Genomic DNA, 25231 nt, shown 5'->3' with positions numbered 1-25231 from the left:
GTCGAATGTTTTTATTTTAATTCCTCTAATTTTTTATCTGAGGAATTCTGTTTGGTTTTGTCTATTACTTAAGATTAAAATGGCCATGTAACATGTAATGGCTTTTTCATCCATGGTAATTTGATAATTGAAAATGAAAATGGTGATTTCAACATCAATACATCATAAGGTCTATGTTCAACAGTCAATTGCCAACGTTCTTTTTCTTCCATCAGCAAACCATCTCTTACTAGCCAATTACCTCTAAATCCGTTTACCGAACAGGAACCAATAGCACTCCAATAGTTGATACATGAATGGATTAATCCATTAATCAATTGTGTTTCTTCTTCTGAAATATCAATTCCTGCAATGATTGGATGATGTAGCTGAATTCCACAGAAAATTTTGTTCAGTGGTAAATCATGTTCTTCTGTATTTACCATCCCTGTAGCTACATATTGCAAGTAATGCACAGCTTTTTGTTGTGCTTCTTCTGAAACAAAGTTCGAATCCTTTGTTAAATTTAATCTCTTCAACAACATTGAAAAATAACTGTTGATCAATACCATTCCAGCGTTTTTAACTGGAATTCCTTCTGGTGGAATTGTTTTAGTTAGTTCATTCTTATATTCGCTTTCCATCTTTAGTTTTTGTTCTTTTCTTAAACTCTGTTTTTGACTTGTTTTTTCATTTCTCTCTATACTCTCATAAGTTAGTTGTAAAGCCACGGGAATATGCTCTTTTATCTTATCAAAAGCATTAAAAAAATCTTCTTCAGATATTCTTTTTTGAGTAGTTAATTCCCATACCAACTCATTCCAAATAGAAATTGTATCTATTTGCTTCCAATCTATACTAACCCAGGCATTCAGGACTATTTCGGCTATTAAATTTTGTATTTGATACGCAGGAGTTTTTTTCAGGGACACATTTCGAATCGCATTGTAAAACTTCTCTATAACTGAAAGTTGTCTCTGTCTTTCAGGATATAAATTTATTAGTGTTCTGATTAATTGATTAAAATCTAAAACATGAATAACTTCTTGTAACTTTATTCGAGAATACCCTTTCAAACGTAAAATTTTCAGCAACACTAACGGCCTGCATTCAACGACTTCTTTGATAAATAAACTGAGCGACGTAACATTTCCATAATTAAACCAATAAGGGATATGATGCTGCTCTATTGCATATACTAAAACTTCTTTCAATTGATTTTCATCCAAAGTCTTAAGAGTACCCGTAGTAGGTTTTTTGGTTACTTTCAGTAATCCTTTGAATTCTGATCCCTGTTTCTTTAATACTTTCATCAATAAATGATTTACCTTTATCCCATTATTATGAACTACAGAGTCTATATCTTCAGAATTTACTGTTCTGTTTTTTTGAATTTTCGATATGGCACTATATACAAATTGAATAAAATTTTCCTCTGAGTATTTACTCTTGGTAATTATTTCAAATAATTCATTCCAAAACAAATCTGCCATGACATTAGATTGAACGAATTCTTTACATATTTTAAACAAACTTAAAATCCCGTCGAAATACTTTATTACCTCATTTGATTGCTTTGAAGAATGCAATAATAATTGGGTAAACTGATCAAATTCAATTCTTTTTTTAATTTTATTTTTTATCTCAACGGCTCTTTTTGAATTTCTTATTCTATAATAAAAACTACTAGAATCCATTTCTAAAGTCCAAAGAACTACATGTTCAGGTTTGTGTTTAATTTTGTTTACAATAAAACTATCTTCCTTATTCTTTGACTCCAAGTAAGTGAACATTACATCTACTACATTTTCAATACTGCTTCTATCAAAGAATGGATTATTATAGTATTCAATAATATTCGATTTTTTCCCTAGACCATTTTTATTTATCGATGGAAACATTTTTATTACTCCTGCGTTAAATAGACGTTTGAATTTGATGCTATCTCCAGAATATTCTTGATATCTTAATAAGCACTTCCAGAATAGTTCCAATAATACTTGCGAAGCCCTATCGCTATTCTCATTCGTATAAACGTTCACTATCTTCACTCTATATTCAGCGACCAATTTGTCTTTTATCTCTTTATCATTCTTTAAGAAATAATTGATTATAGTATGAGAATGTTCTTCTAAAAAAACATAAGCCTTTTGCTCAGTAAATATCAGTTCTCTCAATAATTTAATTACCTTAAGCTGAGGTTCTTTTTTATTGATATCATGAATTATATATTCAATATTAGAAACATTCAATAACTCATTTATCCAATTTTCGAATTCAAATAATTGTTGAGAGGTAAAAGCTAAACTACTATTCTTCAATTCATCTAACAATTCTTTGAAGAATAAACCTTTATTTTTAACTAAGCTATTTCTTCGAATTATGTCTTGAACAAATAATTTGAAAATTTTAAAAAGAGAAGATTGTTCACCTCCCGATATTGTATTAAGTAGAATTTTATTAAGAAGTATTTTTGACTTTCTGTACAGTCCTCTTTCACCCTTACTTTTCATTTCAAACCCCTTAAAGAAAGTGTCCACTGCACTAATAATTTTCTTATAAGATGGAATTGTGTTACCAATTAACGTTTCTACTAACACCTCATCAATTAAAGAAGTAATGACCATTATAAACTTTTCAGAATGCTCTCCTTTTAATACGTTAATTACTTCAAAAGGTTTGTTTTCTATTAAGCTTTCGAATGATTCTTTTAGCTTGTCTATAAACTCAATATCAGAACTACTATTTTTCAACATCATATATAGTTGATCTACCATCGATATTATCGATATTGAATTTGTTTTATTACCTAGATAAGTTCTTTCTAAATATGCCTTCTTAATGGCATTATGTATAACTAAATTCTTAACCTGTTTTTGCTTCGATGTTATCTGAGTAGTCCATAGTATATCTATAACATCTATTTCTTTTAAGTTTATTTTTTTACTTATTTTTTGAATAAAGTACACCAAAAAGGATTCCTTATTTGAATACTGAAACTCCCTAGAATACATAAAACCAGTTGTCCATAAAGCTTTTGATGAAAGCTTTAGTATTTCCGACAACTTCAGCGATTCCAGATAGTTAATTTGATTGCATAAATTATTCGAATCTTTATAAATAACATTAATTATCTCTGAAATAGCTTTTATTTCTAAATCTTGTAAAACTTGCTCCCAATAGTGTCGATTGTTTCCAAATAACGATTCTATGAGTTGTTTAAATCGGTATTCATTTTGATTTCTCAGGTTAATAAGCAAATCATTAAATTCCGCCTTCTTTACCGAAGAACTTCTTAGGTTTTTATTCTTAAGTTGATTCGCTAATAATTCCCAATAGTATTCGAATTGTTTTTCTGTAGTTTTTGATTTTATTCTCCCTGTTAGTTGTTCTTTTGACAATTCTTGAATAATTGAAATAAACTCAGTTTTTATAAAATATTGATTTTTAACTCGATTAACAGCCTCATCAATAATTTCTAAAAGCTCATTGTACTCTAAATTAAAATGATTCGCCATTTGTTTAATAGCACTTTTTACAAATGCATATTTGTTAAACATGGTTCCTCTTTCCACGAATAAATAGTTTAATACCCAGAACCAGATATTTCTTTTAAAATCTTGTATACCAATTTGAACAACATTTTCTTTCTCTTGTATTTTTATTAACTCTCCAGTAACATCTTTTACATATTTATAATTGCTTTGTTCAAAGTTCTGAACCAGCGCCATAATATTACGTTCTTCAAATTGCCATGCAATTCTTTTTCTAACATACTCATTCTTTCCTGTCGATTGTAGCATTTGAATCACTTCCTCTTTATTGAGATGCCATTGAACAGATATTATTTGATTTAAATTACCATATTTTGTTTGGTAATTCCAAGGCATTACCCCATTTAATAAAAAATATTCTAAAGCTCTTACATGAGAAGTTTTTTCGTTAATAACCTCAACACCTTGTCTGTATTTATAAGGGTACTGAACTATGTTTTGCAAATTTTTATAAAGCTCTCTTTTTATTTTATCGGACAACTCTTCATAGAAATTGTGATAATCAATTTCTCCTAAATTCAACTCTAGCCTCTTAATTTTAAATGTTTTTTCTTTAGGGCATACTTCATCAAATACCTGCATTAAGATTTCCTGAAAGTGATATTGGCACCAAGAGCTTATATTATTTTGAAGCTCCGTTCCTTTTACTTTGTTATCAAAGTATGTATTCCAAGAACATTTTGCTACGATATGTTGATTAGTCTTTATCATTCTGTAGTAAAGTTTTGAATGATTATTTTAGCTAAAACATTGCTCTTCTCTTGCAATAAATTATAGGAGTTACTTTCAGTTTTTGTCCATAATATTAGTTCGTTATGCCAATCTACATACGCCTTTATTAGAGGTTTTAAGATCTCTTTACCAACCAAAATAAACTTAGCATCACAATGAATTGGTAATTCTTGTTCGAAAAACATGGTTATTTTATTCTGAAAATTACTTGAATTAAATTGTGGTATGAACTTTGGGAAAAAGTATAAAATAGTTCCATTCAATAGTGATAACGAATCTGTCACATTGATTTTTTCCTTATCAAAAACTGCATTTACCGACCAATATAATGTTTGTGAAGCTTCAATAAACTCGTTCGGTTTAGTTGTATTGCTTATTGCTTTTAATGAAAACACTTTTTTAATCTCTGAAAACAAATCCTCTCCTTGGTTTTTATTTCCATTTACCTTCTGACTTAAGTTCAATAATTCTTCAAAAGATAGATCTTTATCGGTAATCCATTGATTTTTGTCTTCTTTAAAAACGATTTCGAATGTTGCAAATCTCAATAATAAATTACTTTCAATACTTATAAACCCTTTTCTGTTATTCAAAAACCAAAAAGCTGTTTCAGAGGGTGTATCAATTATGTAATTTTTATAGTATTGACTTAGAAGAAATATGGTATTTATCTTTAAATCTATTCCTGAATAATTGATAATATCAGCAGATGAAACTTTTAACTCCTCATCTATTAATTCAATATTTACTATAAAATCAGTTTGATTTCCGAGTTCATAGTTATTTTGAACTTCTTCGGAAACTGGTGTAAACTCATTAGTGGATCTAAGTTCATTATTTAAATACAACTTATTTGCTCCTAAATAATTATAGCCTTTTGCTCTATTGTACGATAATTTCTGATAATTCTGAAGATAACTACTTTTAACAATAACCCTATCTTTAAATATGTTTCCTGTTAAAATTGAAGTATTACAAAGATTATTAATATACAATGGTGACTCACCATGACGTGCTAAAAGATGGTCAAGTATTTTATTTCTGCGTTGTAAATTATCATCGTCATCTTCCACGATGGCTTTTACTCCCCATATATATGAATTATATGGATCTTCTTTATATTCCTCCCAAGAATCATGTTCCAATTCGCTTGCAGATATAACTTCATTACTAAAGTTAAATTCTTTATTATGTTTTAATAAAGGTCTTATATCAGAAACAGAATCATATAAAGATTGGTAAAAATATGTAGGAGAAAAACTCTCATAAGGTACCGGGTATTTTTGATGTAATTTTTCAAACTTATCTTGCTTGTTGTAATAGTTCTCTCTGTCAAAAGGAGTGCCTGAAATGGAATTTTTAAAAGAAAATAATTGATGTGCGTTAGCTAATTGAGCAAATTGATTTGTCAAAACTTGATCAAATAACGTTAAATATCCTTTCAATTGTCGAGACTGTGCCACTTGAAACTTACTGGAGCTTTCGTCTAAAGAGTTTTCTCCAACTTTAAAAGCATCAGGCATTGTGTTTTGTATAGAATAATAAGATTGTATATCTCTATATTTCCCTATAGGTAAGTCAGGAGTTAACTTGGCACTTTCCACTTCATTGTTAGGGTCAATTTTAGTAGTTATATCATTTAAATAACTCACAATACTCTGGTTAATGTGATGCTCATTATTTAAAACTTTTTCAAACTTTTTTGTAGATTCTCGAGTAAAATTAATTACTAATAACTCTTCTATATCGGAAGTTACCATATATTTTTGCTCCGAAGAATCACTATCATAAAAACAGAAATCATCAACACGTATAATTCCTTCTATAGACTCTATCAACTGAGAAATTTCGAAGGCATAAATTGTATTCTTTTTACCACCTATACTTCCACTTTTCACCCAACCATTTTTTAGTTTAGGACCATTAAAAACAGAATTACTATTTTCTCCTTCCGAAACTAATTTATCATATCCAGTTTGTATAACACTTGGAAATACAAACTCACGTATTGCTTGATTTATTTTTGCTGTTATATCATTGCGATTAACATGCTCTTCAAACTGAACTTGACAATGAGTATTATAAACTTTTACAGTTAGTATTTTTGGGGTAATAAATAATTCTTGAAGATTTCTATTGGTATTTAATTGAATATGTGTAGCTATGTATATATTTTTTAAATTTTCTTCGGTTTTATTTTTTGAATCCACAGCCAAATAAACTTGATAAATACCTCCTAAAAAACTTAGTCCAGTGTTCACAGTTTCAATGATTACATTTTCAACCTGAGGTATGGCATCAACAATTAGTTTTATATAATCGTTTCCCGTAATTGCTGAGGTTGTTAAAATAGTATCGGGTTGAAAAAATTGATTTTCCATAACAAGAGCCCCTTTCCTATCAGTTAAAATATCTTTGATAGAAAAGTTCATACAATATCCCAGTTCGGTTAAGGCAAAACATAATTGATCTAAAATTGTAATTCCAGGATCACTTGGATTAAAATTAGTCCATTCTAAACCACTCCCTTCTTGAATGAATTTAAGTCCCTCTTCTTTAAGGGCATTAAAATCCATTATTGTAGGTAACTGAATATCTTTTATGTGGTTTTGTCCTATCATTTACTATAATTTATATCTAAGTAATCTAAAGATGGCACCAATAAATCTCCTTTATTCAAAAGGAAACAATCATTATTTACATTAGTTTTATCATTTACAACTCTTAAAAACGAATTCTCTGAATATTCTATCTCCCATGTTTCTTGGTTTTTAGTTCCAATATATATTTGAAGTCCATTTACCTCATCAACAAAATCAGTCTTATTAATAAAGGATGCTATTTGAGAAGTACTCAAACCACTATCAATAATTATTTGCTCTTGTTGTGATTGTATCCATGGTGATAGAAATACATTGATTAATAAATTTATTTTTTGCTCTGCTGTTTTAAGCTGGTACTTCTTATTTACTTTTATTACCCCTTTTAATTTCACATACTTGAAAATGAAATTGGTTACTTTTAAAGGAAAGGCTTTCGAAGATTTATCTTCTAAATACTTTTGTACTTTTAACTCAACACATTCACTTACCATCGGCGTAAACGCATTTGATTGCTGATAATCACTCATCTCTTTAACTAAGAATATTGTAGTACAATTTTGACTTTTATTAAAAAATGCCTTTGAATAAAAAACCGAACTAAATTCTTGTTCTATTAATGAATAAAAATCAAAGGATGTAACGCTTCTATTTTTTGTTTTCAATCTTGAGCTTACCCTGATATTCATGTCTTCTTTGGTTTCAAATGACTTTCCGCCGAAAGAATTAAAAGGCTGCTTGATTTTTGCTACTTCAGGGATACTGTTTACCGTTGAAGAAATAGTATTTGCCTTAATTTCATTATTCACGTTTGTCGTACTTGTACTTTCAACGCGCGACAATAGAATTCCATTTGTATCTAAAAAAGTCGTTTTTGCATAACTATCGGAATTGTTACCCGCTCCTATACTCAGCCAAAAGCTATTGTTCGGCATTGTTGATCCATTTTTAAGCATAGTAGAAGGAAGTTCTAACATAACAATACCAGAGCAAACCAAATTACTTGTTGTATCACTAACAATATTTAATTTTTTCCATCCTTCACTGGTATATCCAAAATAATCAATTACTGACTGAGACATTGAGTTTTCAGTAGAGTATTGTCTTTCTAACTCAAAGTATACATTAATTGTATTGCCTGAAATGATATTATTTAATTGTAAGAAAAGTTGTCCTTTAAAGGATAATGATGGATATAAAGTTAAGTCCGAAATACTTGTAGTTCCCCCCCTAAAGTTAAGCCGTCAGATTGAATCCCAGAAATAGAGTCGTAAACCTTGTAACTGTTAAAGGGTGTTACATAAAAACATTCAATGGGATATTCTTCACTAATTCCTTTAATATTCAATTCATATCGTTGAATATCCTCTTTTAGTGCTGTTAGGAAATGATTTTGAATATACTCATTAATAATTTTAGATAAATCTTTATCAGAAAGTATCATGGTTAATCGTTCTGCATCTGCTTCAATTTCATTTGTAAAACCTTCAATCTTCCCTATAATTGTTTCTATAAAATTTTCTGGTTTTTGGGTTTGCTTACTACTTTCTGTTTTTGTTAAACTACGCTTTACCCCACTAGATAAATTCACAATCATGTCACTAATTTCGCGCTTGCTTTGAATGCCATAAGTCGTTATTGCTTGTTGTAATTTTAGTTTTAGTTTTGATAAAGAAGTTCTAGTTATTTGATGTATACTCACTTCATCAAGGTTCCCTTTATCTTGTGCTTCTTTTTTAGGAATACTAACTATTTTTTCATACAGTTCTGTAAGCACTTCTCCAAATACAGACTCGATAATAGCATACATATTATCTTTATTAGAAATATCTTTTACCAACGCTTCAAATTCCTTGGTTATCCCAGACGCAGAGATATCTTGTATTTTATTTATAAAGATTCCTAACCCAGAGTTTATAAGATCGATTATTCGTTTTACAGCAGCTAGAAAATCGTCTTTAAGGTTTGTAATCCAACTTATTAATTCTTTAATTATGGTTATACCATTACTAATAAAACCTACAATTACCGTTATGATTGATTCTATGGCCTCGAGCATTGAAACCTCAGCCTTATCCGCAAAAATTTTCAATTTATCTAACTCGATTTCAAGAGAACCATAATGAACATTATTCACATCAAAGTAATAGGTTTTACTAGCTTTATAACCGCCATTAAAACTAGCACCTTCAAGAACATACGGGATATTGGGTGTTTGAATTATGGTTACTGGTTTTCCTTTTTTATATGATTTTGCTATGGCTTCCGCATTAAACAATGCAATAGCATTCACTACTTGTGCATACAAATCGGTACCAAAACCATACTGTGGTTCGTTAAGCTTCATTTTTAAATATCCAGAACTCGACAAATTTGAAAAAGGTGTATTGTCCTGTTGCAACAATGCATTGGGTTTCCCGTTCTTAAATAAATTTTTGAATGAAAAAGAACTTGAATTGAGTAATTCTTTTTTCTCTTTAGGAGGGATTTTATCGTCTTCTTTATCATCCGAATGCCATGGCCAATGAAACCAACTAAATAAACCTTCTTTGTCTTCTGTTGGATTCTCTGCAGCATCTGACTTTTCTACTGGGATAATTTTTTCTTGAAAGAGAGATACTTCAGATACATTAGTTTTATTTTCAATTACTTGAATCCCCCCCCATACCTGGTTGTTTAATTGTTCGAAAACAACCTTAAAAGAAGTGTTATTAAAGTACTTCTGATTTGTCGTTAATTCCGTGCAGCTTTCCCCTGAAAGCACTTTAAATTGCTCATCTAAGTATTGGTTATATTGCTTGTAATAATTTCCGAAATTATCAAGATTTTCATTTGCATCCGCTGTAGGAACCTTAGCCCAGTTTAAAATAACATTTAAATCCGTTATTGGTTTGCTAAAAGCCTCTTTACTTCCAACAATAAAACTATCTCCTTTGGCAGGAATTGGACCAAAAGGTTGAAATTTCTTATTGGAGGTTAAAGCTCCAAAATCATTATACAACTCAAAACTTTTAATGCTGCTTACATCAACATCAATCTCTATTTTTTTAATTTTTGGTGGAACTTCTAAATTTGAAAATTCAGAAAACTCCATTTTAAGCATTGGCCATAGTTTAGATACACCTTCTTGCGGTTTAGCAAATGCTTCAATGGGGGAATCTTTCGCTGATAATTTGATTTGGAATGTTACATTTCGTTTACCCGTTTTTATCGAGAAGTTCTCGACTTTTTCTGTGATTTCAAACCAATTAAATTTCGTACTTAAATAATATGTTGCTTTTTCAAAGAGCGTACTATTTATGGCATCTGTAAAACTAACACCAATGGTAACCGTTCTTACACCATCTTTCAGATATAACATGGGAGATGCTATTGAAAACCCCATATTTTGTACAACCAAGTTTTTAAAATCTCGTTGACTTCCAAAAGTATTCCATGGAACTATTTTGTCTTCTTGATCTTTCTTAAGTTTTGACGGAGTTTCAATGTTTCCGAGATATAAAAGACTTGCTCCATTGTTCTTCGTTACCGCATTTAAGGTATATGCCTTACTTATAACCGCTGGATTTAATGTAACAGCTTCTAATGAACGAAACTCAATCGTTTTTTTGTTTTTATCTAAACCTGCGTTAAATAATGTTTTATTCGGAAGTAAAAACGTTTCGTCATTCTTTAATAAATCAACGCAAACATACACTGAATCGGCTGTTCCTTTTGAAGGATATTCTTTTAAGATATCTTGGTAATAAAAATCTAAATGTTTATTTGTTACAGAATTAATTTGCTCCTTATAATGTTGTAACAATGTTGTAAATGTTCGCAGCAACATCGTATCTGGATATTTATTCTTTTCTTTCTTAAATGATTGATACGCCTCATTCGCAGCTTCAACACAAGAATTTAAAAATGTAACTATTTTATCTCCAACGGCTTTTAAATTACTAAAAAGCTTAGCTATAAATGTACTTTGTTCTTTTGAAGTAAAATCTTCCTTTATAATTTCCTTTAATGGAGCTTTCAAACCAAAGATTTCCCAATAAGGGTACTTTCCTTTATTTTCAAGCCATATTTTGTTGTTGAATATTTCTAAATCACACCTATTTACCGGCAGTATCTCTGGTAATAATTTTGTTAAACATAATTGCTCTTGGAGTGATAAAAGCGCCCAGAATAATATACTATAAGAGTTTTTTATGTTCTTTAGAAAATAGGTTTTAAAATTATATTGATAAGTAGATTGTAGAAAGCACTTTACCCATTTCCCAAATAATCTAAATATTTCGGTTATCTGATAAAAAAAACTATTTACTAAACCTGATATCTTGATTAAATCAATTGTTCCAGATATATCCGTTTTTGCATTTTCAAGCTCTTTTTCAAACTTTAAAATGGTATGTATATATAAATCTTGAATTTTTCGTTTAGGTGTCTTTGCTATAGATCCAAGTAAAAAAAGAGGGTCTTTTAATAAGAAAGGAGACCAATCTCCTTTAACATTGTTTGATTGATCGTAAAAGTTAATTAATGAAGCAAATTCTGTTAAAAAGAAAACATGATCCATCTCTGTTTTACCATCCACCAAATTATTGGTGTTGAGTAAAGCATCTTCTATAGAGACTAACATATTTTTTGAATTAACTATCATTTAAGTCTTAATTAGTTATAAGTTTGTTCCTTCCTTTATATAAAATGGGTATACATAGTTATGTCTTGTATTAGTTTGATTGAACAAATAATCGATTGTTATTTCAATCAATCCAGTTTGAAAATCCTTGTAAATTACTTCCACAGCCGTAACCGAAATTCTCGGCTCATTTTGCAATAAACTAGTCTTAACAACATCGGTTATATCGGCTTTAAGAGCTTTATCCATTTTTCTAAAAAAGAACTTCTGAAGCCCTGAACCAAATTCTGGTTCCATGGGTCGTTCACCAAAATTAGTTTGCATAATAATGCTGATACTGTCTTCAACATTTGCTTCATACTTTGTTAAGTTTAACTCGTAATTCCCATCCGAAAATGTTACTGGAAAAGCCCAACCTGAGCCTAAAAACTCTTTAACTTCTTTTGTTTCCATATTAACCTCCTATCATTACTGTAAAGCAACCTACTAAAATTTCACCACCATGAGCGGTAGAATCTCCAACTCTCGCCGCAGGCATTCCTCCTATTGTTACGGTGGCCGAGCCTTTTACTATAGAATCAGGTGGTCCCACACATACTAGCATATCTCCAACCCTTGCGGCTGGAAGCCCTCCAATTAAGACTGTAGGTTCTCCAGGTCCTGTGATTGGTCCTCCAACATGAGGAATTGGAGCTGGAACTGCTGGGGTTTCCATTGGGCATTCATGAAAATCTGTTAATCTTGCTGCTGGTGGCATCGTTTTTTGTTTGTATTTTGATGTTAATATTGAGTATGGAGATTTTTATTCTCTCATTTTTTTCTATCTCTGATCTTTCCTATTATACCTTTCTTCTTTTACTTTTTCGGCTTTTGCTAGTTATTCACTATAGCACACTTACTGTTCTCGATAAAATTTTCATTTTGTTATCACTCCATGAAAACCACTCGAACTGACATTACAGAACATGATTCTGTGTTAAGATCTAATTTCTACTCCTTCTTATCTCTTCATTAGGTTCTAATCTTCTTTTATCTTCATATCTATTAATTAATCATTACCATAGCTCCTTTTATAGTAGTTTCTGCTCCTCCTTCTATTTGAGCAGTAGCGGAACCTTTCGCAGATAGTTGTGTTTCTGCATTAATATTCACATTCATTCCTTTTACAGAAACATCGCCGGGAGACGATTCAATCGTAACTCCCTGACTTCCTTTGATTGTTACACTTTGATCTGCCTCAATATTGATATCTTTTTCACTTTTTATGGTTATTCCACTTTCTGACATTACAATACTATTTCCGTTTTGATCTTTTATTTCAATTTGCTTGTCTTGATCACTGAATACGGCAGTATTTTTACTTGGAGTTTCAATTGTAAACACCTTATTTTCATCATCAAATTGAATGAATATTCCTTCTTTTGAAACAATCGCCTTTTTCGTGTTTTTTTCATCAGGGTCTAATCCATCAAAAGGTTTATTTTTAGAGTTACTATAAACACTTCCTAAAATGATTGGATATCTGGGGTCTTCATTTAAAAAACCAAGTATCACCTCATCACCAACTTCTGGCATAAAAAATGCACCAGCTCCTGAGGTAGAGTAAAAGTTAGTCAATCGAGCCCAAACCCCTTCTCCATTAGCATCAAACATGGGGATATCAACCAAAACTCTAAACTGTGAATCAGGATCTTCATACATTTTTTTAACTGTTCCATTGAACAATCCTTTCGCTCCTGGTAATAATCCTGAAGCTGCTGGTGCCATTACATCGGGTTCTTCTGTAAACCATATAGGTGATAACCCAAATGATACTTCGGTTACCCAATTTCCATTTTCAATAGTATGCCTTACCCCAGAAACAAAATGGTCTCCATCGAACCTATCGCCCAAACCATTTAATGTCATATAATTTCCTGGATTTACTACATCGCTTCCCTGAAAAGTAACCTCTCCTTGAATTTTGGCATAGTTACTTTTCACCAACTGCGCCTTTGACCAATTTGTTAAATCTGAATTTTGAATAGGAGCCGTACTTTGAAGGTCAAAATCGGAGAGACCTATGACTTCAGATAATTTTTTTGCTGATAAATTCCCTGGCCCCGCGAAACTATTTGATTCTTCTCCTGAAATAACCGCTTGATTTTTAAAATCCCAAGAGCTTGCTTTAACATCTCCCAACTGAGTAATCGCGTTTAAATCAGCATTAAAGGAGTATAAATTATTGCCATATTCAATTGTAATTACAGATGAAGTATTTTCATCGGGTTCAAAAACCGAAACTTTATTTTCTAATGTAGTTACTACCATTCCATTCGCCTCAGCTCTGGCTAAAACAAAATCCCAATCAGTTACGTAATATTGTACTTGCTCTGGCCATTCGGTTGGCGTTGCACTAACACTGGCAGATAAACCAGAATAGTTACCTATTATTGAGGAAATGATATCGTTGTCTTTCTTTTTCGAATAGGTTATATTCTTTCTACCTACAACCATTTTAATGGCTTTATCTCTACATGTAATTTCTAGAACTGGTCCCGATGTATTATGAATATTAATACTTTGATTGGTTATAATACCTTCAAATATTGTTTTATTTTTAGAGTCATATCCAGTTTCAATAATCAATTCATTTCCAGGGATAAATGTAGATGAAGAACTCACTTTAAAACTTTCATCAGCTGCATTTCCATCAAGTATTTCAATTTTAGCTAGAGATATTTTGTTAACAGTTTTCACTACTTCTAAACTTCTTATATCTACTGTGCTACTTACGTCAGTTCCATTCACTTTTACCGAAATGGTAACTAAACCTCCACTAGTTATATTTGTTGCTGATCCGCTCATACTATTTTTTTTCTATCGGTGGAAAAATTAACTGCTGTCCTCCTTTCAACTGCCTAAACTTATTCAACCCATTATATTCTGCCACTTGGATGTAAAAATTTGGTGAATTCCAAATTTTATTAGATAACTGCGGCAAACTATCTCCTTCTATAACTTTTACAATGTGAGTCATGTCTGGAGAATTCTTCTTTTCCTCTTGATTCCTTTTTTTAGGAGACACATAACTGCTAAAACTCATTGAAATTTTGGCTCTAAGAGGGCTCCCATCAGGTTTGAATAAGGTGTAAGAAGTATTAAACGTTTTTAAAACACTGTTAAACGTAATATCTCCCCACTGCACTTTAACATAATTAGGTCTATGAATATCTCCATTGTAGGTATAGATAATCTTTTCAAGTGCATCAATCTCTTTCTCCATATCTACCCTTTTGTTATCTACTATTCCCGTACAGTCTATAACAATATCAAAGCTTAAGCTACCGCTTGGTGTACTCTTATATTTTTGATTTGGTGCTCCCGCGTCAAGTGATTGTTGTTCATTATAATCAATACTTCTATCCCATTTTATGCTTTCTGGGTTTATCATAACAGTATATGGAGAACCAACCTGCGATTGAAAATTCTCATCAGAATATCCCGTTATTTTCATAAATTCCAAGCTTGCCATTTTAAAAAGTTTTAGTTATCGATTATATACTTTCTTTTTTGCACTTTCTGAAATCATTCTTTTACAGTTCTCTAAAACCTCATTTTTTATATCATCTATTAAACCGCTCGATACTATTGGCTTTTTACTTTGTTCGATTGACCTTATTTCTGTTTTAATGATTAATTCTCTAATTTCTACAGGCATATTTTTATTTTAATGTTAGTTATACGAACTTTATTTTTTAGAAAGTGATGTAAGTATTTTATAGTTCAACTTCATAATTAGCATCTATTTACGAGAATAAATCTGCAATAGAAGTATCTTGCGCAACCTCAAAATAGGTGTAAGCAAGCTCCATAGATTCCATTACTATTTCACTTTCTTGTGATTTCAAATCAGATACTGAGTATTTTACTGGATATGCATTAAAAAAGGTCCATTTCACTGACACTTTTCCTTCCTCATCCAATAAATTCACAGAAACATCATGAACTTCAATCGGATTCGCAAGTCCTTCATCAAGAGAACTAGCACACCAATCTACCAAAGGTGAACCCTCTGGAATTAAGGCTCGTTTTAAAACAATGTTCTTACTTGAAGACACAGTAGGGAGTCGATATTTGAAGCGATTCTCCCCACCGCATGTAACTTCTTCTAAACTTAACTCTTTTGACAATCCTGATACTTCTTTGAAAGCAGCATCTTGTCCTTTAAAAGAAAGCTCAAAATAAAAACCTACAGGATAAGAATTGTTATTATCCATTTGTTATAATTAACTGTTCATGTGCTATTTCAATAGTATCAACAGCTACTTCATTACCATCAGATTTTAAATCAGTACTCGTAATTTTTGTTGGCCAAGCATTATTTAGCTGCCATTGCATAGTTACTTTCCCACTTTCATCTAGCAGCTTAATTAACACAGTTCTGCGTTTAATGGTGTTCATTTTAATTTCGGCATGCCAATCCCAAAACGTATTGTCGTTTACGAAAACACCACGTTTCATGGTTACATTTCCATATTTTACGATTCCAGGCATTTTTTCCGTTGAAAACAATGGACTGTTACTTTTACGGTATTCTATAATTTGGTTTTCAACGTCCATTCCAGAAACTTCTTGAAATGCAACTCCTTTTAATTCGGTTCCTAAATCTACTTCAAATCGAAACTTAGGCATGGGCCATGTTGCCCCTTCTTTACTGCCATCATCTGCCATGTCTTTATATTTTTAGTTATTTTTTATAATTTGGTTATTCTTGTTTTGTTTTTTGACTTTTCAATTAACTTGACTTAGCCATTTCTTGTTGGAACGTAAGCACGATAAATTCTGCAGGTCTCACAACTGCTACTTTTATAGTAACATTCATAAATCCATTTAATATATCTTCTCCTGTCATTGTTACTCCCAAGCCACATTCTACAGAAAAAGCATCTGCAGCGCTAGCTCCCTGAAGTCCTCCTTGCTTCCAAATTCCATTAAGGAAACTTCCAATCATTGCCTTTACTCCTTCCCAAGTATTTTTATCATTTGGTTCAAAAACATAAGCATGACAAGCCAACTTACATGATTGTTCAAGGAAGGTCATAGTTCTTCTAACAGAAATATACCTCCAATCTAAACTGTTTCCATCAAGAGTTCGAGCTCCCCAAACTAAAATTCCAAGGCCATTAAAAAAGCGAATAGCATTAATTGATTTTCCAGACACCGCGTCAACATTTAGTCCTGCTTGTTGCGAATCTGATAGTTTAATAGGTAAACTAGCTGCTCCTACAATTGAAGTATTGGCAGGTGCTTGCCAAGGCCCTACTTGATTGTCTGTTACCGTAATTACCCCAGCCATTCCTGAACTTGGAGGTAAAATATTAGCATCACTTAGTACATGATTAATAATGGTACTATACGTTTTACTAGCAGTAATCAAAGAATTATTATATTGACTTACCGTTAATGGATTTCCTGATGGAGATTCTATATTTGAAATAATTGTTTCAACAGCTTGATTTGGATTACTGGCTGTGCTCAGTAAAGACTGTAATTTTTTCAAATCGCCTCCAAAAAGATTTGTATAGTCAATATCAGAAGTTTGCATTATCGTAGTACCTATAAATGGATAATAAGCAACTCCATAATCTAAGCCATTAGTTCCTGTACTATTTCTAAAATTTTGAATATCCTGAGTCCATAAAATAGGATCTGGATTTCTTCCTCCTATAACATCGAAGACACTAACAGCGGTTTGCATTTCTGTACATTGCAATAACATTTCTTGCATTAAAGTTTCATTATTGGCTGGTGCCATTAACGTTGCTTCGGGACAAATGTACATTGTTGGTTCTTGCTCATTTTTAAGTAAAGCTAAACCACTCGTTAAATCATTTAATTGAACATTCGGATTAACAATTTGATCTCCAGGAGTCATTGGTTTACCCGAAGATGCTCCATATGTACCCACCGAAACTATGTATGCATCGGCTCCTCCATTTTCATAAAACAAACGAATACTGTTATATAAGTAATAGATGGTATTCGGATCTGGTACAATAGAATAGTAAGTATCTTCAATTAGAATATAGTCTCCTTTTTCTGGTTGACTTTTCTCTGCCATCAAATAATACTCTGGATTATACTGTTTAGAAGGATCAGCCGGAGCTGGAGGATCTGGATAACAAAAAATTGCTTTAAACTCAGAAAACGAGCTGATTTTTGTTGGAACATTTTTATATGATTTTCCTTCATACAATGCCTGAGGAGTATACCCTATAAATGCGGGTACTGCAGTTGCTACAGGAACAACAGAATTACCAAATGCATTTAATTCATTAATATACACCCCGGGTGTTTTAATAGTAGATAGATTCATAAGGTTGGATTATATTTTCATTATTTAAAATATTTGTTTGTTTTTATACGTTAGCACAATTTTGTTTACTTAATTAGAACTTGTTATTTGATTTGAGCTAAAACGTTATCTTCTGGCTATTTAGAAGAATTTCATATGTATACATACATTAAGGATCTTATTATATTTTCTTGTTTTACTATTTCATAAACCGATGGATTTGGATGAGGCAGCCCTTTAAAAACAACTTGCTTTCTTTTTGTGCCTAACTTTTCATTCTCTTCATAAAGATTAAGTTGATACTTCGGGGTTTGCGATAATTGTATTTCTGTATTTTCTGAAATAAAACAAATGGCTTTTTGCCCATTTTCGAGCACAATATTATAAGGGGCAAAAAAATTCATTTCCGGAATTGATTGGATGTAGAGTTTTTTAAAATGTTTACCACTATTATTTATAAAAGCGTAGCTTAACTGAGTAGATTTAGCATTAAATTTCAACACATAATCTACATCTGGGTTATTTAGCAAATCTTCAATGTTTAAAGTTATTTTAGCCACGATACCCGAATTGTTAGCTTCTTTAAAACTTTTTATCAATTCATTACTATCAGAATTATTTTTTATTGAGGAAGTTATCGTATTGAAATACCCTCTTTTATTATCTGGCCATTGCGTTACTTGATAAAACTGCTCATTAGCACTTACTGTATATTCCAATATTCGCTCCCCTGTCGTCTTCATTATGTAATTCAAAAAGGTAATTCTATCATTCTTACTTAAAAAAAACAGCGATAAACCATCAGCTCCTATATTAGTCTTGAACTGGTACCTATTAAAAATCTCTTTTGTTCTATTGGATGGTTCATAAATTAGTGTGTCACATACTCCACTGTCATAATAAGAATGGCTTACTTTTAGCTGAAATATTTTTGTATAATCACTAACCATTTTAAACAATTGTGTTTGATGATTGATTAACCCCTGAGATAAACTCTTTTATTTCCTTACCTCCAATGGTAATAAGCTTCATTTTATAAATCACTGAAGGTTGGTACTTTGCCCCTAATGCACTCCATAGGTTATGCATTTGTAAATAGTCATTTCCCGTTTGAAATTCAAATTCAAGTTTTTTTATTCCTTCAGGTATTAATGAATTCACGCTCTTATCTATTGTTCCATAAGTCTGAAAAAATTGTATAGAACTATCTAAAAACTTTAAAGTTTCTTCATAATCATCAAAACAAGAACTTACTAAGAGAAAAAGGTTATATTTCTCCTCTGATGAAGTATGTTCGAACTTTCCATTATCGAGACTTCTGTTTCTGCTGTAAAATGGTTTTACAGTTTCCTGTTCAACATGAATCAAAGTAAGAACCACTTTATTCTTCACTTCCAAAGGAACCGCTCCATTTTGATCTATAATTCTATCGAGTGCAACGATCGAATCATTTAAACCAAAATTTGATTTCAGAAACTGATCAAAAGTTAACTTCGTATATCGCAGAGCACTTGCTATCATTATTAGTTCGTTTGGTTGTTCTACAAAGTTAAATAGCAAGAGAAGTTCTTTACTGTTATACCTGTCTACAATTCATATACAGTCTGTTTAGAGCTACACTTAAGCGTAGACAATTCGTAGACAAAGTGTTTTTTAAGATGATATAGCTGAATAAAATTAGCGGCTTCTTATCCAAAGCTAAAAAAATGAAGAGTCTATAAACAACAATTGAAGAAATAAAAAAAGTACCGCAAAAAATTTACCTATAACACAACAACGCCATTTTTCTATTGGAGTAAATTTTGATTTAAGTTTAAAATAAGTTGATGTAGCTATTTAAATCTTGTTCTTTATTCAATACCATTTTCTTTTTTAATCTGTATTTGTGAGTTCGAACACTTTCTTGGTTAATCCCTAACAAATTACGAATATCTTCATTAGACATATTCATTTTTAAATAACAACAGTATTTCAAATCTTTAGAAGTAAGCGATGGGTATTTTAAACTTAATGATTTTATAAAACCTGGATTTACATGTTCAAAATACACCTTAAAATCTTCCCAATGATTTGAGGTACCATCCAACTTTATTCGATTAACTATTGAATTCAGTTGAATTTTTACTTCAGAATTAGCATGTCCTCCCAGTTCTTTTATTTTTTCCACAATATTTTTCAAAAGCTGTCTTTTTTGATCTAGTTCAAGAACATATCGTGCTAAGTTTTTATTTTCCTCTACCATGTTTTGAGATTCACTTTTATAAGTTTTAGGTAAAGAATTTATAGCTGTAGTATTGTTATTAATTTTGAGTAAATTCTTAACATTATGTGACAAATAATCTCCTTCTAATGAAAGTTCTAAAGACATTGTTAGCAACGGAGGCTTTATTTCTGAATAATTTAACCTCTCAAATCTAGTAATCAAACAAAGTATGTTTGGAAAACGTCTAACATTTAAGTTATTAAGCCGAGTAAGCTCAATAGCATTATTTTTACAACTTACAATAACGAGTTCAGGTTGCAATGATGTCAATAATTGACTTAAAAGAGATATAGAATTAATGGTTAATTTATTATACCCTTTAATACATTCTAAATGGCTCATTATATTTGAAAGTGTTTTATTATAATCAGATACTATGATTATATATTTTTCTTTCATTATTAAATGTAGTTTAGTTAGAACTAGCTTTCAACAGTGCTTAATAGTTCGTCTTCTTTAGTGGTGCTTTAATTATACCAAAACTTCCTTGGTCAAGAGATTTACATAACCGTTTCCATTTAAGTTAGTTATTATTTACCCTCCCATAGAATAAAATCTATTAGCGTATTAATTTGAGGTAAGAGCGACCGTTTTTCATTTATGAAATTATCAATAGTAATTTCATTTACAATATAATTTGTAACATAAAGAGTGTAAGTCTTACTTTTGCCAAATGCGAATTGACATTATTACTGTAGAACCAGATTTATTAAGAAGCCCTTTTGAGAACTCAATGATGAAAAGGGCTATTGAGAAAAACCTTGCCGAAGTTCATCTTCATAATTTAAGAGAATTTGGGTTTGGAAATTATCGTCAAGTAGACGATTACCAATTTGGTGGCGGTGCTGGCATGGTTTTAATGATTGAACCCATTGCAAAATGTATTGAAAAATTAAGAGCTGAAAGGGAATATGATGAAATCATTTATATGACTCCTGATGCTCCTACATTAAACCAATCTACTGCCAATACTTTATCTTTAAAAGAGAATATTATTATATTAACAGGCCATTATAAAGGCGTTGATCAAAGAGTTCGTGATAAATATATCACCAAAGAAATATCAATCGGAGATTATGTTTTAACAGGAGGTGAATTAGCGGCCGCTGTACTTTGTGATGCTGTTATTCGATTAATTCCTGGAGTTCTTGGAGATGAAACTTCAGCACTAACAGACTCTTTTCAGGATAACTTATTGTCTCCACCTGTTTATACTAGGCCTTCGGAATACGAAGGATTAAAGGTACCTGAAGTTCTTCTATCGGGAAATTTCCCTAAAATCGAAGAATGGAGAACCGAAAAAGCCTATGAAAGAACAAGGTCTATCCGTCCTGATTTACTCGATGAGTAAATAGACTACCCCATAAAACTCAATTAATATTTTTCTATTGAGACGAACTCTTAATTCCAAACACGAACCTAAAGGAAGATAATTTTGAACACTATAACTACATTTATTCAAAAACATCCCGCAATAACCATCATTATTGCCTTTCAATTATTTCGATTTTGTTTACTTCCTTCTATGGGGTTAATGCCACAGGATGCATACTATCACTTTTATGGCGAAAATCTATCGCTATCTTATTTTGATCATCCTGGAATGATTGGTTATATTTTGAGATTATTCACGCTAACTTTTGGTAAATCTGTTTTTGTGGTAAAACTTGCCAATTTTGTTATTACGACATTAACTATTGTTAGTTTTTATAAACTTTCGACATTGTTTTTATCGAAAGACAAAATACTAAAGTCTTTACTATTATTAGTTTCGACATTATTTGTCTCAATATTGTCTTTTAACTCAACTCCTGACGTTCCCTTAATGTTATTCTGGACGTTAAGTGTTTTGTTCCTTTACAGAGCCATTTTTGAAGACAAAAAAGCTTACTGGATTTATGCAGGAATTACGATGGGACTGGCATTTGACAGTAAATATACAGCCCTTTTACTACAACTCGGATTGATTGCTTTTGTGTTATTTTCGAATCAAAAAAGAAAACTTTTATTATCACCTTGGTTTTGGGCATGCCTCATCATTTCTGTTTTAGTTACTTTTCCTGTTTGGTGGTGGAATTATCAACATGACTTTGCTTCATTTTTGTTCCAATCTTCTGAAAGAACATCTTCAATGTCTGGATTTAAAGTACATCCAAATTTTTTCTTTGGAGCTCTAGGGCATCAATTATTGTTATTACTACCAATTTTATTTTCAATATTCTTAGTTTTTACTTTTAAATATGTGAAAAGAGCCCTCGTAAAATTTAAATTACCGAGTACAAAAACATTGTTTTTACTTGCCTTTTTTATTCCTACTTTTTTAGGTTTTATGCTCTTAACACCATTTTATTGGGTAAAACTAAACTGGTTAATGCCATCATACATCACGGGTATTATTTTAGCCTCTATGTTGATTACACGAAAGCTTTTAAAAATTCAATTAATTATTTCGGTTGTACTACACTTTTTAGTTGCACTTCAAGTCGTTTTTTATATTGTTCCAATTAAAAGTGATGATACTTGGGTAGGTTGGGAAGAGTTAGCTTTAGAAACTCAAAAAATCCAGAATAAATATCCTGACTCATTTATTTTTTCAGATGATAAATACAAAACGTCAGCTGTTCTTAATTTTTACATGAATGATAAAGTTTATGCTCAAAATATTATCGGAAAACACGCTTTACATTTTGATTATTTAGGAGATGATTTATCGACTTTAAATGGTAAAAATGCTATTTTCATAGATTCAGACAAGCGTTTTAAAAATAATGATAAGAAGGAAGAAGTAAATCCTTTACTAAAAAATTACTTTTCAAGTATCACACAACTTGAGCCTATTATTATTAAGAAAAATGGTAAAAAATTACGTAAATTTTGGGTGTTTTATTGTGAAAAATACCGAACTAATCCTTAGTTAAAAGATACAAAAACACATTTTTAACAACTTGCCCACCTCTATTTATTGGAAATACTTGGAGAAGTTTGTACTCTTGATATTTATTAATATATACATCCTCTGGATTTCTAAAATTTCGGCTATCAGTGATGTATAAGTATTCCTTTTTATTTTCAATAGTCGGTAACTCTTTATTTACCCAGTAATATTTATGAATATCAGTCAACTCTCCCACTCCATATACATTCATATTATTACGGCGAGCAATATAATAATCAATATGAGCTGCCGGAAACCATTTATCAGAAACTATTGGTAAATTATTTAACTTTTCCTTTATTAAAAAATTAGTAACCTTCTTCGATGCTTGTTTCCATCCGTACATATCTAAAACAGCATTATTTCTACCATAAGCTTCTTTATTTATATTTTCAACCTTAGGAGAAAACCATCCATAATTAACCCAAAACGAAGCTAGGATACATAGCGCTGTAAAACATACAAATCCGATTTTCAACTTTCGTTCTATTCCCTCTTTTCTTTCTAAAAAAACAGCCAATAAAGGTAAAATTGTTATATAAGATAAACCAGACCAATGTGGTAGTGTATCTCTATAAAGAGATACATATAATGTGACAAAAATCAATGGAAGACTGAATAATAAAAACATCCATAAAAACTCTCTATGAATAGTAAATTTCTTTCTAATAATTCCAATAAACATTACAATAATCATCACATATACGTAAGGATTATTGTAAAGAACTTGTCCCAACAACTCTCTTAAAAAGGAATGTCTGTTGAACTTTAAGCTTACTAATGAAACTCTATCATTATGAAATGTATAACTAATAAAATCGTTATTATAATTCCATAACACGATCAGTAAGATAAATACAACGGGTAAAAGCAATGAAACATACAAACTCCAGTCTTTTAACCAATCTCGGTTGATAAAAACTACATAAAGTGCTACTCCAAATAATAAAAATATAGCTTGATATTTTGAATAAATAGCACAACCTATAAAAAAGAACCCAAGAAACAATTTTAATCTCGAGTTATTACTAGGGACTTTAGGTAATGCCTGAATCAAAAAATAAAAACTTAGTAACCAAAATAATAATAACGGAGCATCGGGTAGAATAAACAATCCAGAAATTATAAAACCATAAATACTAATATTATATAACAAAACAGATATAAACCCAGTTTTATAATCTCTAATATAGCTTCCAATTAAAAACACTAAGTACATAGAAACACTTGCAGGAATAATAGCTGCCAGACGAATTACTAACTCGTTTTTAAAAAACAAGTTAAATGTAAAAAATTGAATAAAAAAACCTACAAAAGGAGGATGATCAAAGTGACTTAATCCAGGGTATTTTGCATACAACCAATAATACACTTCATCATTCCCGAATTCCAATTGACTTGCAAGAAAAATTCTAACTAACGTACTTATTATAATGAGTATAAATGCCGATTGTTTGTAACCTAAATTCATGAATGAATTGTTCTTTCAGATTTACAAAAAAATGCCATACTAATAAAACCAATCACTACTCCAATAACAGAACCAACTACTACATCAATTAAAAAATGTTGCGATAAATATACTCGGGAAAGTCCAGCAATTATAGCCAGTGAAAACCATAAATACTGTGACTTACATTTAGCAAAATACAATGATAAGACGGTAAAAACGGTAAAAGCAGTAATTGTATGCCCCGAAGGAAAAGAATTCCATAAAGCCATTTTAACCCCCTCAACTAAATGTAAAGTATCTTCGCCCATAGCACCAACGGGTCTGGCTATTCCTTTAAAAATAACTTTTTTTAATAAATGAGTGATAAAGAGAGTTAGTATTCCTCCAACTAAAAAAACTAATGACATTTTACGTTTTATAAAAAAAAAGATCACTACTAATACTCCGAAAATTAAACCATCTCCAATATGCGTAGAATATTTAAAAAAAACATCGCAAAAAGTATTATGAAATTTATTTGTGACAAGGTGTAAAGAAAATTTATTCACAATGGTGATTAAACAAAGTGAAACAAAAAAAAACACACCATAAACAATATAAGTTTGCGATCTAATCGAGCCTATTAACCCTCTTAAAGTACTTTTTGAATTACGTATTCTTTTTTGAACCTGTTTCCTCCAATTTTGGTTTGACTTTAATACTAAGCTGGTATTCATAAGATTCTACTTTTAAATAGATCGTAAAACTAGTTGAA

General features: G+C 30.9%; 19 protein-coding genes. 2 read left to right on the top strand and 17 right to left on the bottom strand.

What is annotated here, in order from left to right; translation table 11 throughout:
- Positions 1–74: 74 nt before the first annotated feature.
- The 15 genes from BLW23_RS01225 to BLW23_RS01160 all read right to left on the bottom strand — a co-directional run bounded on the left by BLW23_RS01225 (position 75) and on the right by BLW23_RS01160 (position 20488).
- Positions 75–4244 (bottom strand): contractile injection system tape measure protein, encoded by a 4170-nt coding sequence (locus tag BLW23_RS01225; RefSeq protein WP_093667433.1) that lies wholly within the window; start codon positions 4242–4244, stop codon positions 75–77.
- Positions 4241–6886, bottom strand: a complete 2646-nt coding sequence (locus BLW23_RS01220; protein ID WP_093667432.1) for a hypothetical protein — start codon at positions 6884–6886, stop codon at positions 4241–4243. Before BLW23_RS01220 ends, BLW23_RS01225 begins: the two co-directional genes overlap by 4 nt.
- Positions 6883–7947 carry a hypothetical protein gene (locus BLW23_RS01215; RefSeq protein ID WP_093667431.1) on the bottom strand — a complete coding sequence of 355 codons (1065 nt, stop codon included), beginning with the start codon at positions 7945–7947 and terminating at the stop codon, positions 6883–6885. Before BLW23_RS01215 ends, BLW23_RS01220 begins: the two co-directional genes overlap by 4 nt.
- Before the next feature lie 119 nt (positions 7948–8066).
- Positions 8067–11510, bottom strand: coding sequence for a hypothetical protein (locus BLW23_RS01210; RefSeq protein WP_093667430.1), 3444 nt, complete (start codon positions 11508–11510; stop codon positions 8067–8069).
- A 15-nt stretch (positions 11511–11525) separates the two neighbouring features.
- Positions 11526–11942, bottom strand: coding sequence for a GPW/gp25 family protein (locus BLW23_RS01205; RefSeq protein ID WP_093667429.1), 417 nt, complete (start codon positions 11940–11942; stop codon positions 11526–11528).
- 1 nt (position 11943) lies between these two features.
- Positions 11944–12246: a PAAR domain-containing protein gene (locus BLW23_RS01200; protein WP_093667428.1), complete on the bottom strand. Its 303-nt coding sequence runs from the start codon at positions 12244–12246 to the stop codon at positions 11944–11946.
- A 287-nt stretch (positions 12247–12533) separates the two neighbouring features.
- A complete protein-coding gene (vgrG, locus tag BLW23_RS01195) occupies positions 12534–14336 on the bottom strand; it encodes a type VI secretion system tip protein VgrG (protein ID WP_093667427.1) in 1803 nt (600 codons plus the stop codon).
- Between the two features lies 1 nt (position 14337).
- Positions 14338–15003: a CIS tube protein gene (locus BLW23_RS01190; protein WP_176829726.1), complete on the bottom strand. Its 666-nt coding sequence runs from the start codon at positions 15001–15003 to the stop codon at positions 14338–14340.
- A gap of 15 nt (positions 15004–15018) precedes the next feature.
- On the bottom strand, positions 15019–15189 hold the full coding sequence (locus BLW23_RS23100; protein ID WP_176829725.1) for a DUF5908 family protein: 171 nt from the start codon (positions 15187–15189) through the stop codon (positions 15019–15021).
- Positions 15190–15277: 88 nt separating this feature from the next.
- Entirely contained in the window at positions 15278–15748 is a 471-nt protein-coding gene (locus tag BLW23_RS01185; protein ID WP_093667426.1) for a phage tail protein, read from the bottom strand.
- Positions 15741–16202, bottom strand: coding sequence for a phage tail protein (locus BLW23_RS01180; RefSeq protein WP_093667425.1), 462 nt, complete (start codon positions 16200–16202; stop codon positions 15741–15743). The genes BLW23_RS01185 and BLW23_RS01180 overlap by 8 nt, the downstream gene beginning before the upstream one ends.
- Positions 16203–16266: 64 nt before the next feature.
- Positions 16267–17847, bottom strand: a complete 1581-nt coding sequence (locus tag BLW23_RS01175) for a phage tail sheath family protein (protein WP_093667424.1) — start codon at positions 17845–17847, stop codon at positions 16267–16269.
- A gap of 131 nt (positions 17848–17978) precedes the next feature.
- On the bottom strand, positions 17979–18776 hold the full coding sequence (locus BLW23_RS01170; RefSeq protein ID WP_143032073.1) for a hypothetical protein: 798 nt from the start codon (positions 18774–18776) through the stop codon (positions 17979–17981).
- A 1-nt stretch (position 18777) separates the two neighbouring features.
- Positions 18778–19347, bottom strand: coding sequence for a Pvc16 family protein (locus BLW23_RS01165; RefSeq protein ID WP_093667422.1), 570 nt, complete (start codon positions 19345–19347; stop codon positions 18778–18780).
- Positions 19348–19639: 292 nt separating this feature from the next.
- On the bottom strand, positions 19640–20488 hold the full coding sequence (locus BLW23_RS01160) for a helix-turn-helix transcriptional regulator (RefSeq protein ID WP_093667421.1): 849 nt from the start codon (positions 20486–20488) through the stop codon (positions 19640–19642).
- A gap of 274 nt (positions 20489–20762) precedes the next feature.
- On the opposite strand from BLW23_RS01160, the gene trmD reads away from it, so the two are divergent.
- The gene (gene trmD / locus BLW23_RS01155) at positions 20763–21440 is read left to right on the top strand and encodes a tRNA (guanosine(37)-N1)-methyltransferase TrmD (RefSeq protein ID WP_093667420.1); all 678 of its coding nucleotides are present in this window, start codon (positions 20763–20765) and stop codon (positions 21438–21440) included.
- A gap of 84 nt (positions 21441–21524) precedes the next feature.
- Entirely contained in the window at positions 21525–23003 is a 1479-nt protein-coding gene (locus BLW23_RS01150; protein WP_255362701.1) for a glycosyltransferase family 39 protein, read from the top strand.
- Here the strand turns inward: BLW23_RS01150 and BLW23_RS01145 are convergent.
- Together BLW23_RS01145 and BLW23_RS23095 are read right to left on the bottom strand one after the other, a co-directional pair.
- Positions 22993–24495 carry an ArnT family glycosyltransferase gene (locus BLW23_RS01145; RefSeq protein ID WP_093667418.1) on the bottom strand — a complete coding sequence of 501 codons (1503 nt, stop codon included), beginning with the start codon at positions 24493–24495 and terminating at the stop codon, positions 22993–22995. The two genes, BLW23_RS01150 and BLW23_RS01145, sit on opposite strands and share 11 nt — an antisense overlap.
- Positions 24492–24884: a phosphatase PAP2 family protein gene (locus BLW23_RS23095; protein WP_176829724.1), complete on the bottom strand. Its 393-nt coding sequence runs from the start codon at positions 24882–24884 to the stop codon at positions 24492–24494. The genes BLW23_RS01145 and BLW23_RS23095 overlap by 4 nt, the downstream gene beginning before the upstream one ends.
- Between the last annotated feature and the right edge of the window lie 347 nt (positions 24885–25231).

The sequence above is a fragment of the Tenacibaculum sp. MAR_2009_124 genome, assembly GCF_900105455.1.
Lineage (GTDB): Bacteria > Bacteroidota > Bacteroidia > Flavobacteriales > Flavobacteriaceae > Polaribacter.
Note: the sequence above shows the minus strand (reverse complement) of the source record. Positions and strands in the feature narration are given on the sequence as shown.

Coding starts and splice junctions, on each gene's coding strand:
- trmD (WP_093667420.1), top strand. CDS start 20,763: ATGCGAATTGACATTATTACTGTAGAACCAGATTTATTAAGAAGCCCT.
- BLW23_RS01165 (WP_093667422.1), bottom strand. CDS start 19,347: ATGATAGCAAGTGCTCTGCGATATACGAAGTTAACTTTTGATCAGTTT.
- BLW23_RS01215 (WP_093667431.1), bottom strand. CDS start 7,947: ATGTCTCAGTCAGTAATTGATTATTTTGGATATACCAGTGAAGGATGG.
- BLW23_RS01205 (WP_093667429.1), bottom strand. CDS start 11,942: ATGGAAACAAAAGAAGTTAAAGAGTTTTTAGGCTCAGGTTGGGCTTTT.
- BLW23_RS01190 (WP_176829726.1), bottom strand. CDS start 15,003: ATGGCAAGCTTGGAATTTATGAAAATAACGGGATATTCTGATGAGAAT.
- BLW23_RS01145 (WP_093667418.1), bottom strand. CDS start 24,495: ATGAATTTAGGTTACAAACAATCGGCATTTATACTCATTATAATAAGT.
- BLW23_RS01210 (WP_093667430.1), bottom strand. CDS start 11,510: ATGATAGTTAATTCAAAAAATATGTTAGTCTCTATAGAAGATGCTTTA.
- BLW23_RS23095 (WP_176829724.1), bottom strand. CDS start 24,884: ATGTCATTAGTTTTTTTAGTTGGAGGAATACTAACTCTCTTTATCACT.
- BLW23_RS01200 (WP_093667428.1), bottom strand. CDS start 12,246: ATGCCACCAGCAGCAAGATTAACAGATTTTCATGAATGCCCAATGGAA.
- BLW23_RS01170 (WP_143032073.1), bottom strand. CDS start 18,776: ATGGTTAGTGATTATACAAAAATATTTCAGCTAAAAGTAAGCCATTCT.
- vgrG (WP_093667427.1), bottom strand. CDS start 14,336: ATGAGCGGATCAGCAACAAATATAACTAGTGGAGGTTTAGTTACCATT.
- BLW23_RS23100 (WP_176829725.1), bottom strand. CDS start 15,189: ATGCCTGTAGAAATTAGAGAATTAATCATTAAAACAGAAATAAGGTCA.
- BLW23_RS01220 (WP_093667432.1), bottom strand. CDS start 6,886: ATGATAGGACAAAACCACATAAAAGATATTCAGTTACCTACAATAATG.
- BLW23_RS01175 (WP_093667424.1), bottom strand. CDS start 17,847: ATGAATCTATCTACTATTAAAACACCCGGGGTGTATATTAATGAATTA.
- BLW23_RS01185 (WP_093667426.1), bottom strand. CDS start 15,748: ATGGATAATAACAATTCTTATCCTGTAGGTTTTTATTTTGAGCTTTCT.
- BLW23_RS01160 (WP_093667421.1), bottom strand. CDS start 20,488: ATGAAAGAAAAATATATAATCATAGTATCTGATTATAATAAAACACTT.
- BLW23_RS01180 (WP_093667425.1), bottom strand. CDS start 16,202: ATGGCAGATGATGGCAGTAAAGAAGGGGCAACATGGCCCATGCCTAAG.
- BLW23_RS01225 (WP_093667433.1), bottom strand. CDS start 4,244: ATGATAAAGACTAATCAACATATCGTAGCAAAATGTTCTTGGAATACA.